The sequence below is a fragment of the Sandarakinorhabdus sp. AAP62 genome (genome assembly GCF_000331225.1).
Classification (GTDB): Bacteria; Pseudomonadota; Alphaproteobacteria; order Sphingomonadales; family Sphingomonadaceae; genus Sandarakinorhabdus.
This window is the reverse complement of sequence record NZ_ANFY01000005.1, coordinates 163,307-179,755: the sequence shown is the minus strand read 5'-3', so window position 1 is coordinate 179,755 and position 16,449 is coordinate 163,307. Positions and strand designations below refer to the sequence as shown.

The 16,449-nt window shown below is 65.4% G+C and carries 10 protein-coding genes and 1 tRNA gene; 4 read left to right on the top strand and 7 right to left on the bottom strand.

Going from position 1 to position 16,449, the window contains the following annotated elements; translation table 11 throughout:
• The first annotated feature begins 13 nt into the window (after positions 1-13).
• Positions 14-2,782 carry a phosphoenolpyruvate carboxylase gene (locus tag D619_RS0105370; RefSeq protein ID WP_017667548.1) on the top strand — a complete coding sequence of 923 codons (2,769 nt, stop codon included), beginning with the start codon at positions 14-16 and terminating at the stop codon, positions 2,780-2,782.
• Between the two features lie 155 nt (positions 2,783-2,937).
• Here the strand turns inward: D619_RS0105370 and D619_RS0105365 are convergent.
• The 4 genes from D619_RS0105365 to D619_RS0105350 form a co-directional block, all read right to left on the bottom strand.
• Positions 2,938-3,012, bottom strand: a tRNA-Val gene (locus D619_RS0105365).
• 75 nt (positions 3,013-3,087) lie between these two features.
• A complete protein-coding gene (gene lon / locus D619_RS0105360; RefSeq protein WP_017667547.1) occupies positions 3,088-5,478 on the bottom strand; it encodes an endopeptidase La in 2,391 nt (796 codons plus the stop codon).
• A gap of 135 nt (positions 5,479-5,613) precedes the next feature.
• Complete coding sequence (locus D619_RS0105355) at positions 5,614-6,804, bottom strand: CoA transferase (RefSeq protein ID WP_017667546.1); 1,191 nt, start codon at positions 6,802-6,804, stop codon at positions 5,614-5,616.
• An 11-nt stretch (positions 6,805-6,815) separates the two neighbouring features.
• Positions 6,816-8,399 (bottom strand): MFS transporter, encoded by a 1,584-nt coding sequence (locus D619_RS0105350; RefSeq protein ID WP_017667545.1) that lies wholly within the window; start codon positions 8,397-8,399, stop codon positions 6,816-6,818.
• Positions 8,400-8,522: 123 nt separating this feature from the next.
• Here D619_RS0105350 and D619_RS0105345 point away from each other — a divergent pair, with 123 nt between their 5' ends.
• The 3 genes from D619_RS0105345 to edd are packed head-to-tail and all read left to right on the top strand — an operon-like array spanning position 8,523 to position 12,806.
• Entirely contained in the window at positions 8,523-9,308 is a 786-nt protein-coding gene (locus D619_RS0105345) for a sulfite exporter TauE/SafE family protein (RefSeq protein WP_017667544.1), read from the top strand.
• Between the two features lie 45 nt (positions 9,309-9,353).
• Positions 9,354-10,940: an NAD(P)/FAD-dependent oxidoreductase gene (locus D619_RS0105340; RefSeq protein ID WP_152417306.1), complete on the top strand. Its 1,587-nt coding sequence runs from the start codon at positions 9,354-9,356 to the stop codon at positions 10,938-10,940.
• A 45-nt stretch (positions 10,941-10,985) separates the two neighbouring features.
• Positions 10,986-12,806: a phosphogluconate dehydratase gene (edd, locus tag D619_RS0105335; protein WP_017667542.1), complete on the top strand. Its 1,821-nt coding sequence runs from the start codon at positions 10,986-10,988 to the stop codon at positions 12,804-12,806.
• 57 nt (positions 12,807-12,863) lie between these two features.
• On the opposite strand, the gene D619_RS0105330 is transcribed toward edd, so the two are convergent.
• The 3 genes from D619_RS0105330 to D619_RS0105320 form a co-directional block, all read right to left on the bottom strand.
• Positions 12,864-13,295 carry a pseudoazurin gene (locus tag D619_RS0105330; RefSeq protein WP_017667541.1) on the bottom strand — a complete coding sequence of 144 codons (432 nt, stop codon included), beginning with the start codon at positions 13,293-13,295 and terminating at the stop codon, positions 12,864-12,866.
• Between the two features lie 193 nt (positions 13,296-13,488).
• Positions 13,489-14,517, bottom strand: coding sequence for a DUF2855 family protein (locus D619_RS15665; RefSeq protein WP_017667540.1), 1,029 nt, complete (start codon positions 14,515-14,517; stop codon positions 13,489-13,491).
• On the bottom strand, positions 14,514-16,448 hold the full coding sequence (locus tag D619_RS0105320; RefSeq protein ID WP_017667539.1) for a beta-galactosidase: 1,935 nt from the start codon (positions 16,446-16,448) through the stop codon (positions 14,514-14,516). The genes D619_RS15665 and D619_RS0105320 overlap by 4 nt, the downstream gene beginning before the upstream one ends.
• Between the last annotated feature and the right edge of the window lies 1 nt (position 16,449).

The window sequence follows — 16,449 nt, the reverse complement described above, 5'->3', positions numbered from 1 at the left end:
CGAGCATGGCGGCATGATCGACTCCTATCGCCAGCGCCTGGCCGAACTCCACGCGCGAACGGCGGAAACGCCGTTGTTCAATCCGGTGTTCCAGCTGGGGCTGGAGATCAGCCGCGGGCTGGAAGATGGCACGGTGACGCTGGCCGGACTGGCCAATGCCATCGCCGAACTGGGCCGCGAAGGCTTGCAGGCACGGAGCCAGCGGCTGGCGCGCTTGCTCGGCAGCCTGGATGATGCTGCCAATATCGCCGCCTTCCGCGCCCAGGTCGAAGCATCGGCAACGGGCGATTTCGCGGCCTTCAAGGCCCGCTGGGAGGCGCCGCTGCTGCACGTGGTGTTCACCGCGCACCCGACCTTCCTGCTGACTTCGGATGAATATACCGCCGTGGCGCAGGCAGCGGTGAGCGGCGCGCCGGTGGCCGTGGCGCCTGTGGAAACCCGCCCTTCCCCCAGCCTGCTGGAAGAACATGAGGCGGTGCTGGCGGCCATCACCCGGGCACTGGCGGCGCGCGATCTGTTGCACAATGAATTGCTCGCCGTGGCGGCACGCGCTTATCCCGATGAATGGCAGGCGCTCACCCCCTGCCTGTTCCGGCTGGCGAGCTGGGTCGGCTATGACATGGATGGCCGCACCGACATTGGCTGGGCCACCAGCATCGGGTTTCGCGCCCATGAAAAGGGCGAGCGCCTGGCCCTGCTGGCCGGAGAAGCGGCCCGGCTGGGCGAGCTGGCCCTGGCCGAGCGCCTGTCACGCGCTGGCGCCCATGCCCATGCCCAGGCCGCGCTGTTCGCCGGCAACAGCGATGATGCCGCTGCGCTGTCGGCCATCGCCAACCGGGTGACTGCACCGCATGTCGACGCGCTGACCAGCCTGGCCGAACCCATTGCCCAATTGAAGGCCACCGCCGCCAGCCTGCCCGTCGATCAGGCGCGCGCGCATCTGGTGCTGGCCGCTGCCATGGCCGGCGATGGCCTGGGCATGGGCTGGATCCATTTCCGGGTGAACGCCGCGCAATTGCACAACGCCATCCGCCGCCGCATTGATCCCGATGGCCAACTCGATATGGGCAGCGGCCAGGCGCTGATCCGGCTGCGCGGCCTGCTTGATACGGTGAAGCCCTTGCGGTCGAACTTCGCGGCGCTGGCGGTGGAGAGCACGACCGCGGTGCGCCAGTTTCTCGCCATGGCGGCGATCCTGAAGCATCTGGATGCCGATACGCCCATCCGCCTGCTGATCGCCGAATGCGAACAGCCGCAAACCGTGCTGGCCGCGCTCTATTTCGCGAAGCTGTTCGGCATTGCGACCCAAGTGGACGTGTCGCCGCTGTTCGAGACGGAAACCGCGCTGGAGCATGGCGGACGTTTCCTTGATGCGCTGCTGGCGGAACCTGCCTATCGCGCCTATGCCCGGGCCCGCGGCCGGGTGGCGATCCAGACCGGCTTTTCCGATGCCGGGCGCTTTGTGGGCCAGGTGCCGGCGGCGCTGGCCATCGAGCGGCTGCAAGGCCGGCTGGCGCGCGCCATGGTCAAGAACGGCCTGTCGGACGTGGCGGCGCTGATCTTCAACACGCACGGCGAATCGATGGGCCGCGGCGCCCACCCCGTCAGCTTCACCGATCGCCTGGCCTGGCCACTCAGCCGCTGGGCGCGGGCACAGTTTGCCGCTGCCGGCATCCGCGTCGAGGCCGAAGCCAGCTTCCAGGGCGGCGATGGTTTCCTGTTCTTCGGCCATGACGCGCTGGCGCTGGCGACGCTGACCCGCATTGCCGAAATCACGCCGACGCTGGCGACAGGCGGCGCGGATGACCCCTTCTACACCCGCACCGATCTCAGCCTCGATTATTACCGCATGATCCGCCGCCACCAGCGCCAGATGTTCGAAGCGCGGCCCTATGCCCGGGCGATCACGGCGTTCGGCCTCGGCCTGATTCCGGTGACGGGTTCGCGGCGCCTGAAGCGCCAGAGCGATATCGGCAGCGATCGCGACGCGTCGTTGCGTTCGATCCGCGCCATTCCGCACAACGCGATTTTGCAGCAACTGGGCTATCCGGTGAACGTGCTGGCCGGGGTCGGCTCTGCCGGGATGGACGCGCAGGAAGCGCTGGCGGCGCTGCTGGCGAGTTCGGCGCGCGGGCGGCAATTGCTGGGGCTGGTGGAAACCGCCAACGCCATCGCCAGCATCAAGACGCTGGCCGCCTATGGCGAATTGTTCAACAGCGCCTATTGGGCCACCCGCCCCTATCGCGGCACCGAGGAAGCGCTGGCACGGCCCTGCCTCGCGCTGGCCGAGAAACTGGTGGAGGATGATCGCTCCGGCCAGTTCCGCCGTCTCGCCTCCATGTTGCGGGTCGATAATATCAAGCTGCGGCAGTTGCTGAGCCACCTGCCCGAACCAACGCCCGCCGATCCGGGTACCGAGGCCACCCGCCGCACGCTGGGCGTGCTGCACGCGCTGCGGCTGGCGCTGATGCAGCATCTGTTTTTGCGGGCCGTCGATATCCCGGCCTTTTCGCGCCGCAATGACATCAGCCGTGATGACGTGCTCGACATGGTGCTATCCCTGCGCACCGACGAGGCGCTGGAACAGCTGCGCCGCGCCTTCCCGGTGACAGCGCCCGATCTGGCGGATTATCGCATGGATGAGCCCACCGATTGGCCCGAGGATGACGCGCAGGCCTATGCCGGCATCCAGCGCCGCTTCATCGAGCCAATTGCCACGACCGCGCGACTGATCCCGCTGATCAGCATCGCAATTGCCAATCATTTCGGGGCCTATGGCTGAAGACTCCCCTCCCAGCCTGCAGGGAGGGGCTGGGGGAGGGTGAGTGGAGAATGCGCCACACCCCGAGGTCAGGCACGCGCGCGAAGCACCCTCCCCCGGCCCCTCCCTTGCAGGGAGGGGAGCAGGAAGGATTGCGCTTTTCGGGAGGGACCGAGTGGTGGGCGCGACAGGGATTGAACCTGTGACCCCTGCCGTGTGAAAGCAGTGCTCTACCGCTGAGCTACGCGCCCACTCGTGTCGGGAGGCGGCGAATTAGGCGAGATGGGCGGCGCTGTAAAGCCCCGCCCAGTCGTTTCGCACAAAAATCAGTGCCGCACCGCCGGTTCGCTGGCCACGGTGGCCGCTGGCATGGCGGCCTTCTCGTCGGCCTCGGTCCATTCGATCGGCACCAGCGGCTGGGTCAGCGCCAGCGCCAGCACTTCATCGACGTGGCTCACCGGCACGATCTTCAGGCCCTGCTTCACATTGTCGGGGATTTCGACCAGGTCCTTCTCGTTCTCGGCCGGGATCAGCACCATGGTGATGCCGCCGCGCAGTGCTGCCAGCAGCTTCTCCTTGAGGCCACCGATCGGCAGCACACGGCCGCGCAGCGTCACTTCACCGGTCATCGCCACGTCGCTCTTCACCGGCACGCCGGTCAGCGTCGAGATGATGGCGGTGACCATGGCGATACCCGCCGACGGGCCATCCTTGGGCGTTGCGCCTTCCGGCACGTGCACATGGATGTCCTTCTTGTCGAACAGGCTGGGCTTGATGCCATAGTGCGTCGCCCGCGCCCGCACGAACGACAGCGCCGCCGAAATCGATTCGGTCATCACGCTGCCCAGCTTGCCGGTGGTCTTGATATTGCCCTTGCCGGGGCTGGTGACAGCCTCGATGGTGAGCAGATCGCCGCCCACTTCCGTCCAGGCGAGGCCCGTGACGGCACCGATCTGGTCTTCGGCATCGGCCAGACCATAGCGATATTTCCGAACCCCGGCGAAATCGGCCAGATTGTCCGACGTGACGGCCACGCTGGTTTCCTTGCCTTCCAGGATGCGGCGCAGCGCCTTCCTTGCCAGCTTGGCAATCTCGCGCTCCAGCCGGCGCACACCGGCTTCCCGGGTGTAATAGCGGATGAGATCGCGCAAGGCATCGTCGCCCACGCTGAACTCCGCCTTCTTCAGCCCGTGCGCTTCATATTGCTTCTCGATCAGATGGCCCTTGGCGATCTCCACCTTTTCATCTTCGGTGTAGCCCGACAGGCTGATGATCTCCATGCGGTCCAGCAGCGGCTGGGGCATGTTGTAGCTGTTGGCGGTGGTCACGAACATCACGTCCGACAGGTCGTAATCGACCTCCAGATAGTGATCGTTGAACGCCTTGTTCTGTTCGGGATCGAGCACTTCCAGCAGAGCCGAGGCCGGATCGCCACGGAAATCCTGGCCCAGCTTGTCGATTTCATCGAGGAGGAACAGCGGGTTGGAGGTACCAGCCTTCTTCAGGTTCTGGATCACCTTGCCGGGCATCGAGCCGATGTACGTCCGGCGGTGGCCACGGATTTCGGCTTCATCGCGCACGCCGCCGAGGCTGTGGCGGATGAACTCGCGCCCCGTCGCCTTGGCGATGCTGCGGCCCAGCGAGGTCTTGCCGACACCGGGCGGGCCGACGAGGCACAGGATCGGCCCCTTCAGCTTGTTGGTGCGCGCCTGCACGGCCAGATATTCGATGATCCGGTCCTTCACCTTCTCAAGGCCATAATGATCAGCATCAAGCACGGCCTGGGCTGCGATGATGTCCTTCTTCACCTTGGATTTCTTGCCCCACGGCAGGCCGAGCAGCGTGTCGAGATAATTCCTGACCACCGTGGCTTCGGCCGACTGCGGCGCCATCGCCTTCAGCTTCTTCAGCTCGGCCACGGCCTTCTCGCGGGCTTCCTTGCTGAGCTTGACCTTCTTGATCCGCTCTTCCAGCTCGGCGATTTCGTCCTTCTCCTCGTCGGAATCACCCAGCTCGCGCTGGATCGCCTTCATCTGCTCGTTGAGATAATATTCGCGCTGGGTCTTCTCCATCTGCCGCTTCACGCGGTTGCGGATCTTCTTTTCCACCTGCAGCACGCCCATCTCGCCTTCCATGAAGGCGAAGATCTTCTCCAGCCGCGTGCCCACGTCCGGCTCGGCCAGCAGCGCCTGCTTGTCGGCGATCTTCAGGCCCAGATTGGCCGCAACCGTGTCGGCAAAGCGGCCGGGTTCTTCCACGGCTGAAATCTGGCTGGCAATTTCCGGGGCCACCTTGCGGTTCAGCTTGATGAACTGTTCGAACTGACTCTGCGCCGAACGCAGCAGGGCGGCGACTTCGGTTTCGTTGCGCTCCACGTCTGGCCGGTCCTCAACCTCGGCGACGAGATAGGGGCCGCTGGCATCGAGCTTGACCAGCGACGCGCGGCCCTGGCCTTCCACCAGCACCTTCACCGTGCCATCGGGCAACTTCAGCAACTGCAGCACATTGGCAAGCGTGCCGACATCATACAACTCGTCAGCACCGGGATCTTCATCGCCGGGGTTCTTCTGGCTGAGCAGGAACACGGTGCGGCCATCGTTCATCGCGGCTTCGAGCGCCGCCACCGATTTCTCGCGGCCAACGAACAGCGGCACGATCATCTGCGGAAACACCACGATATCGCGCAGCGGCAACACGGGCAGGGTCTGGTTGGTCATCTCATCTCCGTCGTGAGGCACTGAGCCTCACCTTGTCCCGGCTGATATGGGTAGCGGCCTTTGCGGGTGCAATGGCAGAATCAGCGCAAGCTTGTCGCAGATGATGCAAGAGCCGTGCCGGCCGCGATAGGGGCTTCAGCCCTTGAGGACGCCCTTATCCACAAGTGCGGCAATGGCGGCAGCATCATAGCCCAGCGCGGCAAGGATTTGCCGGCCATGTTCGCCCAAATGCGGGGCCGGGCCAACCGGATCCAGCGCGGAACCAAAGCGCGCCGGCGGCCGCGCCTGCTGCACGCGGCCCACGCCGGGGCCATGGTCCACCGCGACGCAAATGCCATTGTGCTGCACCTGCGCGTCATGCGGCACATCGGCCAGATGCACCACCGGGCCGCCGACAGCCCCCTGCTCCACAAAACCGGCCATCAGTTCGGCCCGCGTGCGGCGAGCAATTTCGGCGGAAACCTGCGGCGCCCATTCGCGCTGATGCTTGATGCGGCCCGCCGACGAGCGGAAACGTTCATCCTGCGCCAGATCCTCGCGGCCAAGGCTGCGGGTGAGCGCGACAAATTCCGCATCCTGCAGCGCGCCGATCGCCACCTGACCATCGGCGGCCTTCCACAGCCGCATCTGCGCGCCATATTCGGGCCAGGTCGCCGGCGCGTCATCCATGAAGCTGTAATTATACATGCCTTCCGGCCAGTTGAAGGCAATGGCGGCATCCAGCATGGCAACCTCGATACGCTCGCCAGGCGCATCGGCGCCGGCGCGTTCGCGGCGCAGCAGGGCCGCGGTGATGGCCTGCGCGGCGGTGAGCGCCGTCACCTTGTCTGCCACCAGATGGCGCACGAGGCCGGGGGTACCTTCCTTGTCCACCTGGGAAGCGGCAATGCCGGATACGGCCTGGATCACCGGATCATAGACGCGGACATTCTGATACGGCCCGTCCTGGCCAAAGCCGGTGATGCTGCAATAGATCAGGCGCGGATTGAGGGCCTGCATCCGTTCCCAATCCAGCCCCAGCCGGGCCAGCACGCCGGGGCGGAAATTTTCCACCAGCACATCCGCCGTCGCCACCAGCCGTTCCAGCACCGCCACACCGTCGGGCGATTTCAGATCGAGGCACAGGCCCTGCTTGCCGCGGTTGACGGCGATGAACATGGACGAAAGATCGGTCTTGCGTGGCCCCAGCCCGCGCACCGGATCGCCGCCGGGGCTTTCGACCTTGATGACCTCGGCGCCTTGATCTCCCAGCATGGTGCAGGCCATCGGGCCCGAAACGATTTGCGAACAATCAACGATGCGGAAGCCGGCCAGTGGTCCACTCATCGCCTTCACCCTCAATCGTTGATGTTGATATCGCGTGTGTCCTTCAGGAACAGCAGCATCACCACCAGCCCTACCACCACCACCGCGATCGTGTACCACAGCCCGGCAAACACATCGCCAGTCTTGACCACGATATATTGCGAGATGACGGGCAGGAATCCGCCAAAATACCCCGTGCCGATGTGATAGGGCACCGACATCGAGGTATAGCGCACCCTTGCAGGGAACATCTCCACCAACAGCGCCGCAATCGGCGCATAGGTCCAGCCGCTGAGCAGGCCGATGGCCATCACCGCCAGCAGCAATTGCCAGGCGACGATGCGATCCGGATCGGCCTTTTCCGGCCAGCCGGCGGCATTCAGCGCGGCGTTCCACTTGTCCTTGTCAAAGCCTTCCAGTCGCGCGCCAGCAACCCGCATGGCCAGCAGATCGGCGTCTTCCTTGGCATAGGAGACGCCGCGCTTGGTCAGCCATTCCAGCGCCTTGCCGCATTCGGCTTCCTGCTTGGTGAAGATATTATATTGGCAGGCCGGCAGCTCGACCGTGACCGGTGCCGTGGCGAGGGCTTCAGACAGGGCCGGATTGGCGCCCTTCGCCATCAGGTTGAAGATCGGGAACAGTGCGACCAGCGTGAGCGCAAAGCCCGCCACCAGCACCTGCTTGCGGCCAAAACGATCGGAAAGCCCGCCGAAATAGACATAGGCCGGGGCCGAAACCAGCACGCCGACCGCGAGATAGAGCAGCGCCTCGGTTTCCGGCAGGCGCGCCGTATTCTGCAGGAAATAGAGCGTGCCGAACTGGCTGGTGTAGAAGATCACCGTGAAGCCGGCTGAAACGGCCAGCGCCACCAGCAGCCGGCCCTTGTTGCCCGGCGCCGACAGCGCGTCCTTGAACGGATTCTTGGATGTGGTGCCCGCCGATTTCATCTTCTGGAACACCGGGCTTTCCGACAGTTTCAGCCGCACCCAGATCGAGATGCCGAGCAGCAGGATCGACATCAGGAACGGGATACGCCAGCCCCAGGCGGCGAATTCGGCTTCGGGGATGATCGCCTTGGCGCCCAGCACCACGCCCAGCGTGAGCATGAAGCCGCCGGCCGCCGCCGCCTGAATCCAGCTCGTGTACGCCCCGCGTTTGCCCTTGGGTGCATGTTCGGCAACATAAATCGCCGCGCCGCCATATTCCCCGCCCAGCGCCAGGCCCTGCAGGGTGCGCAGCAGCAAGAGCATGATCGGCGCGGCGATGCCGGCCTGTTCGAATGTGGGCAAGAGGCCGATGCAGGCCGTGGCGCCGCCCATCACGCTGATGGTGATCAGGAAAGTATATTTGCGCCCCACCTTGTCGCCGAACCAGCCGAACAGCAGCGCGCCCATCGGCCGGAAGAAAAAGCCGATGGCAAAGGCGAACAGACTGAACAGCAGCTCGGTGGTGGGGCTGCCGGTGGCAAAGAACAATTTGCCGAGCAGGCTGGCCAGGATGCCGTAGAGGAAGAAATCATACCATTCGAACACGGTGCCCAGCGAGCTGGCCACGATCACCAGCCGATCCCGCTTCGGGTCGATCACATCCTCGACCGCCTCTTGTGCAACGCTCAAACTGGCCTCCCCGCATGTTTCTTGCCTCCCCGCATAGCGAATGCGGCGAAGGTTGCAACCGGAGGGTGTGGGGGGCGGTCTTATCGATTGCGGCAGGGCCGGGTGGCCGGCATAGGGAAGGCCATGGATATGGTAGTGATCGCCGTGGTGGCAGCGCTGGCATCGGCGCTCACCCTCTATTCGGGCTTCGGCCTCGGCACCATCCTACTGCCGGCCTTTGCATTGTTCTTCCCGGTGCCGGTGGCGGTGGCGGCCACCGGCGTTGTCCATCTGCTCAACAATATCTTCAAGGCCGGGTTGCTGTGGCGGCAGGCGGATTGGCGGGTGGTGCTGCGCTTTGGCATCACGGCCGTGCCGGCGGCCATGCTGGGTGCCTGGCTGCTGGCCCGGCTGGGCGACACGCCGCAGTTGTTCACGTGGAATGCCATGGGCCGCAGCTTCGGGCCGACCGGTGCCAGCCTGGCCGTGGGGCTGCTGTTGCTGATCTTCGCGCTGCTCGAACTGCAGAGCTGGTTCCAGACACTGGCCGCGCCGCCGCGTCTGCAGCCGCTGGGCGGGCTGGTCACCGGCTTCTTCGGCGGCCTCACCGGCCAGCAGGGGGCGCTGCGTTCCATCTTCCTGCTGCGCGCCGGGCTGGACGCCAAGCCGTTCATTGCCACCGGCGTGATGATCGCGATTCTCGTCGATCTGGCCCGCCTGTCCACCTATGCGGCGTCTTTCACTGCTCTTGGCCTCAATCCGGCCGGGCGGGAGGCGCATTTGGTCGGCGTCGGCACACTCGCCGCTTTTGCCGGGGCATGGGCGGCCACGCGGCATCTCGAAAAGCTCACCATAACGGCGATCCGATCATTGGTCGCGGCGCTGATGGGCCTGATCGGGCTCGCACTGTGCGCCGGCGTACTAGGGTGAATCGCCGCCCGCAATTGACCCCTCGCCCACAGCGGGGCATGGCATCTGCCCATGCAATATGATGCGATCATCATCGGCGGGGGCCACAACGGACTGGTGACGGCCTTCTACCTGGCAAGGGCCGGGCTGAAGGTGCATGTGTGCGAAGCCCGCGACGTGGTGGGCGGCGCGTGCGTGACCGAGGAATTCGCGCCCGGCTTCCGCAATTCGACCGCCAGCTACACGGTGTCGCTGCTGCAGGACAAGGTCGCCTGCGACATGAACCTGGCCGAGCATGGCCTGAAGATCGTCAACCGGCCGCTCAACAATTTCCTGCCGCTGGAGCGGGATTATCTGAAGGTCGGCCCCGGTGTGACCGAACGGGAAGTGGCGCGCTTCAGCAAGAAGGATGCGGCGGCCCTGCCCGCCTATGACGCACGGCTGGAGGTGCTGGCCGATCAGCTGCGCCGGCTGGCACTGAAAACCCCACCGGGGCGCGGGCTGAAGGGCATGGCAGCGATGGCAGCGCAGGGCTGGCCACTGCTTGGCCTGTCTGGCCCCGAACAGCGCGACCTGTTCAACCTGTTCACCCGCAGCGCGCGCGAATTTCTGGATGGCTGGTTCGAAAGCGATCCGATCAAGGCAGTTCTGGGGTTCGATTCCATCGTCGGCCATTTCGCCAGCCCGGATACGCCGGGCTCGGCCTATGTGCTGCTGCATCACGTGTTTGGCCAGGTGAACGGCATCAAGGGCGCCTGGGGCCATGCCATTGGCGGCATGGGCAGCATAACCCAGGCCATGGCGCGGGCGTGCGAAGAAAAGGGCGTGAGCATCGGGCTGGAAGAGCCGGTGGCTTATGTGAATGTCGGCGGCGGCACGGCACGCGGCGTCACCCTCGCCGATGGCCGGGTGCTCGATGCGCCGATCATTGCCAGCAATGTCGGCCCGGCGCTGCTGTTTGGCCAGCTGATCGACCGGTCCGACCTTCCGGACGATTTCGCCCGCGCCATCGATGGTTATGCCTGCGGGTCCGGCACCTTCCGCATGAACGTGGCGCTTTCGGAGCTGCCGGAATTCTCGGTGCTCAAGGAGCCCGGGCACCACCACGGCGCCGGCATCATCATTGCGCCCAGCCTGGATTACATGGACCGCGCCTATACCGGCGCCAAGGCCTATGGCTGGTCGGCCAGACCCATTGTCGAAATGCTGATCCCGAGCACGCTCGACGATACGCTGGCCCCGCCCGGCAGCCATGTCGCCAGCCTGTTCTGCCAGCAGTTCGCGCCTCGCCTGCCCGATGGCCAGAGCTGGGACGATGTGCGCGAGAAGGTGGCCGATCTGATTGTCGATACCGTCACCGCCCACGCCCCCAATTTCAAGCGCAGCATCATCGCCCGGCAGATCCATTCGCCGTTGGATCTGGAACGCAAGTTCGGGCTGATCGGCGGCGATATCTTCCATGGCCGCATCAGCCTTGATCAATTGTGGGCGGCCCGCCCGGTGCTGGGCCACGGCGATCACCGCATGCCGATCAAGGGCCTCTATCTGTGCGGCAGCGGCGCCCATCCCGGTGGCGGCGTCACCGGCGCGCCCGGCCACAACGCGGCGCGCGAAATATTGGCGGATCGGCCCCTGTTCAAGCTGCGCGCATAGCTATTCACCCTGCCCAAGTGCGGCGATGCTGCCTATGGTGGGTCCATGACGACTCTGCACCCGACCCTCGCCCGCGTGACCGACCGCATCATCGAGAAGAGCCGCCCCGGCCGGCGCCGCTATCTCGATTTCATCGCGCAGGAGCGCGAGAATGGCATGGGCCGTGAGCGGCTGTCCTGCTCCAACCTGGCCCACGGCTTTGCTGCGGCACTGGATGATCAGGCCACCATCAAGGCTGGGACGCGCGTCAATATCGGCCTCGTCACCGCCTTCAACGACATGCTTTCGGCCCATCAGCCCTATGGCACCTACCCGCCGCAGCTGAAGCTGTTTGCCCGCGAAGTCGGCGCCACCGCGCAGGTGGCCGGCGGCGTGCCGGCGATGTGCGATGGCGTGACGCAAGGCCAGGTGGGCATGGAGCTTTCGTTGTTCAGCCGCGATGCGATTGCACTGGGCACGGCCGTCGCGCTCAGCCACGGCATGTTCGAAGCCGTCGCCCTGCTCGGCATCTGTGACAAGATCGTACCCGGCCTGCTGATCGGTGCGCTGCGTTTCGGCCATCTGCCGATGCTGTTCGTGCCGGCCGGGCCGATGCCATCGGGCCTGCCCAACAAGGAAAAGCAGCGCATTCGCCAGCTCGCCGCCGAAGGCAAGGCCAGCCGCGCCGAGCTGCTGGAGGCTGAAAGTGCTTCCTACCACAGCCCAGGTACCTGCACCTTCTACGGCACCGCCAATTCGAACCAGATGATGATGGAAGTGATGGGACTGCACGTACCCGGCGCCGCCTTCGTCAATCCCGGCACCGGCCTCAGGAACGCCATGAACCGCGCCGCCATGCACCGCCTGGCCGGCATCGCCCTGAATCAGCCCGACGAGCGCCCGCTGGGCGTGTGCGTGGATGAACGGGCCATCGTCAACGCCATCGTCGGCTTGCTCGCCACCGGAGGTTCCACCAATCACGCCATCCACCTGCCGGCGATTGCCCGGGCGGCCGGCATCAGCATCGATTGGCAGGATTTCGACGCGCTTTCGGCCGTTGTGCCGCTGCTTGCCCGCGTCTATCCCGGCGGCGCGGCGGATGTGAACCAGTTCCATGCGGCCGGCGGCATGGCCTTCACCATCAGCACCCTGCTCGAAGCCGGGCTGCTTCACGGCGATATCACCACCGCTGGCGGGCAGAACCTGGCCGATTTCGCCCGCGATCCGATGATGGCCGACGACAAATTGAGCTGGCAGGACGTGCCGGCCAGCCGTGACGAGACTATCCTGCGCGCCGTCTCCAACCCGTTCCGCGCCGATGGCGGCATGCGGTTGGTGAAGGGCAATCTGGGCCGCGCCATCTTCAAGACCAGCGCGGTGGAGGAAGATCGTTGGACCATCGAGGCCCCGGCCCGGGTGTTCGAGGATCAGGAATCGGTGCAGGCGGCCTTCAAGGCCGGCGAGCTGGATCGCGACGTGGTGGTGGTGGTGCGCGGTCAGGGTCCGCAGGCCAACGGCATGCCCGAACTGCACAAGCTGACCCCGCCGCTGGGCGTGCTGCAGGATCGCGGGCACAAGGTGGCACTCGTCACCGATGGCCGCATGTCGGGCGCGTCGGGCAAGGTGCCGGCGGCGATCCACCTGTGCCCGGAAGCCATGGCCGGCGGGCCGATCGCCCGGGTGCGCGATGGCGATGTGATCCGCCTTTGCGCACACAAGGGCCAACTGGATGTGCTGGTGGATGCGGCTGAATTTGCTGCCAGAACGCCTGCTTCCATCACGGCATCAGGCGATGGTACGGCACGCGAATTGTTCGCCTTTTTCCGCAGCGGCAGCGACGATGCCGAAGCCGGCGGTTCGGCGATGCTGAAGGCCGCTGGCCTGTAACAAACGAAAGCGGCCGGGGTGTCGCCACCCCGGCCGCTTCTCATCGCGTGGAGGCGATTACTTGGCCTGGGCCAGGTAGGCGGTCATGCGCTTGGTGGCGAGCGGCGAAAGCTTCACGGCCTTGGCGGCAGCGAGGTTGGCCGACGGGCCGTTGCCGGACTGCACCAGGGCAACCATGCCCATGGAGAAGTGCGGCAGGCACTTGATGCCATACAGGCCGGGCTTGCCAACCTTCAGCACGAAATCCTTGCCCATGGCGCCCTTCTGCTCGGCTTCACCGGCCGGCAGCATGCCCGCGATGGTCTGGGCGTTGTGGCCCGGATTGGTGGCCACGAACTTCACGGTGTCGCCCGGAGCAGCCTTGATGAACGCCGGTTCGAAAACCATGGCGCCTTCCTTGCCCTTGTTCAGCATCTTGACGGTGATTTCCTTGGCGGCAGCCGGAGCGGCGATCACCAGGGCAGCGGCGACAAAACCCAGAATCTTCATCTGTCTCTCTCCTCGCGCCGGCGTGTGGCCGGCAGGTTTTTCACACGCCCGGGCGTCTGCGCCGGATCGCTTGGACGGGCTCCATACGCTTCGACCCTTGTGTGCTCAAGCACTGGGGATTGCGACACTTTGTCCAAAACCCCAGCCGCGAGATGTAGATTGCTGCAGCGGCGCTTTCGGCAAGCTGAACAGATCAGAGGCTGGCGATGATGCCAACCGCCGGATCGATGCGCCCATCCACCAAGTCGGCCCAGGCCTTGGCAACCGCGGCATCGCCGGTTACCCGCTCCACCTTCAGCCAGCCCAGGGTGGCGACAAAACGCGCCCAGCTTGCAATCAGCCGCTGATCAAAGCCCGCCGGACCCCATTCGGCGACACGGGCCTGCGCAATGGTCGGCGCAAAGAAGGGCTGCGGCACCGGGCCGGGCAGTGATCCGAATTTGGGGCTATACCAATGCGTATCGCCGACAACATGGGTTTCCTTGAGCCGATCACCCAGCAACGCGTGTACGGCCGAACGCACGGCGCCATCGCCGGCGATATCGATGAAGGCAATGGCCTCGCCCGCGATCCTGTCGATCTCGTCATAGCTCAGCACCTGATCATAATAGCCTGTCTTGATGCAGAAATCGCGATTGATCGCCGACGTCAGGCCAACCACGCGTTGGCGACCCTTGGCTGCAAATGCCGCGCCGAGCGCCGTCTTCGAGGAGGCCGATGACAGTACCACTGTATCCACCGGCCGCGACGCAACCAGGCAATCGATCAGGAAGCTGGTGGTGTAGAGAATGCGCAGCAGCGATTGCAGCGCCTCGTCACCCCAGTCGGCACTGGCGGGCAAATAGCGATTGTAGATCGGCGGCAAGCCAGCGCGGTGCGCCGCGCCATCGGTAAAGCCATGGGCCGACAATTGCACAGGGGTAAGCACCAGCTGGGCGGCCATCGGCCAATAGCCGAAGAAACGCTGGCCAACGCTGATGCCTTCGGCTTTGCTTTCCGTGACACGGCCAAAGCCCCACACCGGTACGATGCCATGGCCTTCTGGCGCCGGGAAGAAGCGCCAATAGGCGAAATCATCGCCGTGCACGGCATAGGTGACATTGTTGGCAGTCAGCGCGAAATGTTCGACAACGAACCGCGCTTCACCTTCGCCAATCGGGCCGGGATCGGGCAGCGCGGTGGTTTCAGCGAGAGCGCCAATCTTGGCCGCAAGCGTCGTCATGGGGCTTCATCCTTCCAGATGGCGACGCCAGCGGGCGGCACCAATTTGCTTCCGATCACTACGCGTTCTTCAATCGCAACGGCTTGCGGGCCATAGTTGAACAGGAAATGCAGCGCGCCGCGCCGTTCGATCCGCACATCCGGGCCAAGATCGCGCGGATGCAGCCCGGCGGCCACGGCAACGTCGATCAGGATGCGGCGCAGCAGGCCATCATCGGTGTGGCCGGCGAGATAATGCGCCTTGTCGTGGGCAAACCACAGGCCGCGGCCATCATCGAGGGCAAGGCGGGTTTCGACCGCAGCGCTGGCCTCCACATCCTCCATCCAGCCCGTCACCTGCCCGCCATTGCCGGCAGCCAGCACGATGCCGGGCGGCAGGCTTTCCACCCGCGCCACCGTCACGTCGATCAGCGCCTGCAAACCATCCGGCGGCAGCGTGGCCGGAATGGCGAAATCCCGCGTTTTGGAACCGGTGCGCGGGCCGGCGAGCACGGTTGCGCCGCTTTGCGCAAGGCGCTGCGCCAACGCTGCATCCAGCACAATCTGCCCCGGCAGCAGCACCAATGCGTAACCACTGAAATCGGCATCGGACGCCACGATATCCACGCTCAAACCCAGCCGCCGCGCCGCCGTGTGCCAGGTCATCGCCGTGGCCAGCGCATCCTGATCGCGGCCCTGCGGCTGGCTCTGCACCGCCCACACGCTGTCATAATCGAACACCAGCGCCACATCGCTGCGGCCGCGCTCCGGCAGCGGGCCAAGCGCGGCCAGCCCGGCGGCGAGCGCCTTCACCTCCGGCCACGCCGCCGCCGGCTGATTGTCGGGCCGGTTCAGGCCAGCGTGCATGGCTTCCTGCCCCGTGGGTGCCTGCCGCCAGCGGAACCAGCTCATGCGTTCGGCCCCAAAGGCGACGGCTTCCCAGCCCCACAATTCCACCGCGCCTTTCGCCGGCGCCGGATTCCACGCCGCCCAGTTCACCGGGCCGGGCTGCTGTTCGATCACCCACCAGCGCCCCTGCCCGCAGGCGCGATAGAGGCTGTGGTGAAAGGCGGTGAGATCGGGGTGGCCGGTGCGCAGGTAGCGCGCCTTGTCCGCCGCGCTGAACGGCCCCTGCCCCAGGAAGCCGATCGGGTAACTGTCCCACGTCGCCACATCGAGCTGACGGCCGACGGCATAATGGTCGAACTCGGTAAACAGCCCCATGAAATTATGGACGATGTCCCGCCCCGGCGATGCGGCGCGCAATATCTCTACCTGCGCCGCGTTGAACCGCTCCACCATGGCGGAGGAGAAACGCTGCCAGTCCAGCCGGTGCGCCGGGTGGCTTTCGGTGACGGTGCCGAACGGCGCATCCACCTCGTCGAAGCTGCGATATTCCTGGCTCCAGAAGGCCAAGCCCCACGCCGTGTTCAGCGCCGCAACATTGCCATAGCGCGCCGCCAGCCAGCGCCGGAACGCCGCCTTGGCCGCGTCGGACGTGCTCACCACCGTGTCGTGGCAGCCATATTCATTGTCCGTCTGCCAGGCGACCACGGCGGGGTGGCGGCCATAGCGATCGGCCATCAGCGCCGTGATGCGTTTTGCCTGTTCGAGATAGACATCGGACGAAAAGCAATAATGCCTTCGCGAACCGAACCCGCGCACCTGCCCGTCGCGGCCCTTGGCCAATATCTCCGGATGGGCATCGACCAGCCATTTCGGCGGTGTGGCGGTGGGTGTGCCCATCACCACCTCCAGCCCCGCCGCGTGCGACAGATCGACGGCGCGATCGAGCCAGTCCCAGTCGAACTGACCGGGTTCCGGTTCGATCCTGCTCCACGCGAATTCGCCGATCCGCACGAAGGAAAGGCCCAGCGCGGCCATGCGCTGCACATCGCTGGCCCAAAGGGGCTCAGGCCATTGTTCGGGATACCAGCAAACGCCCAGTTTCATG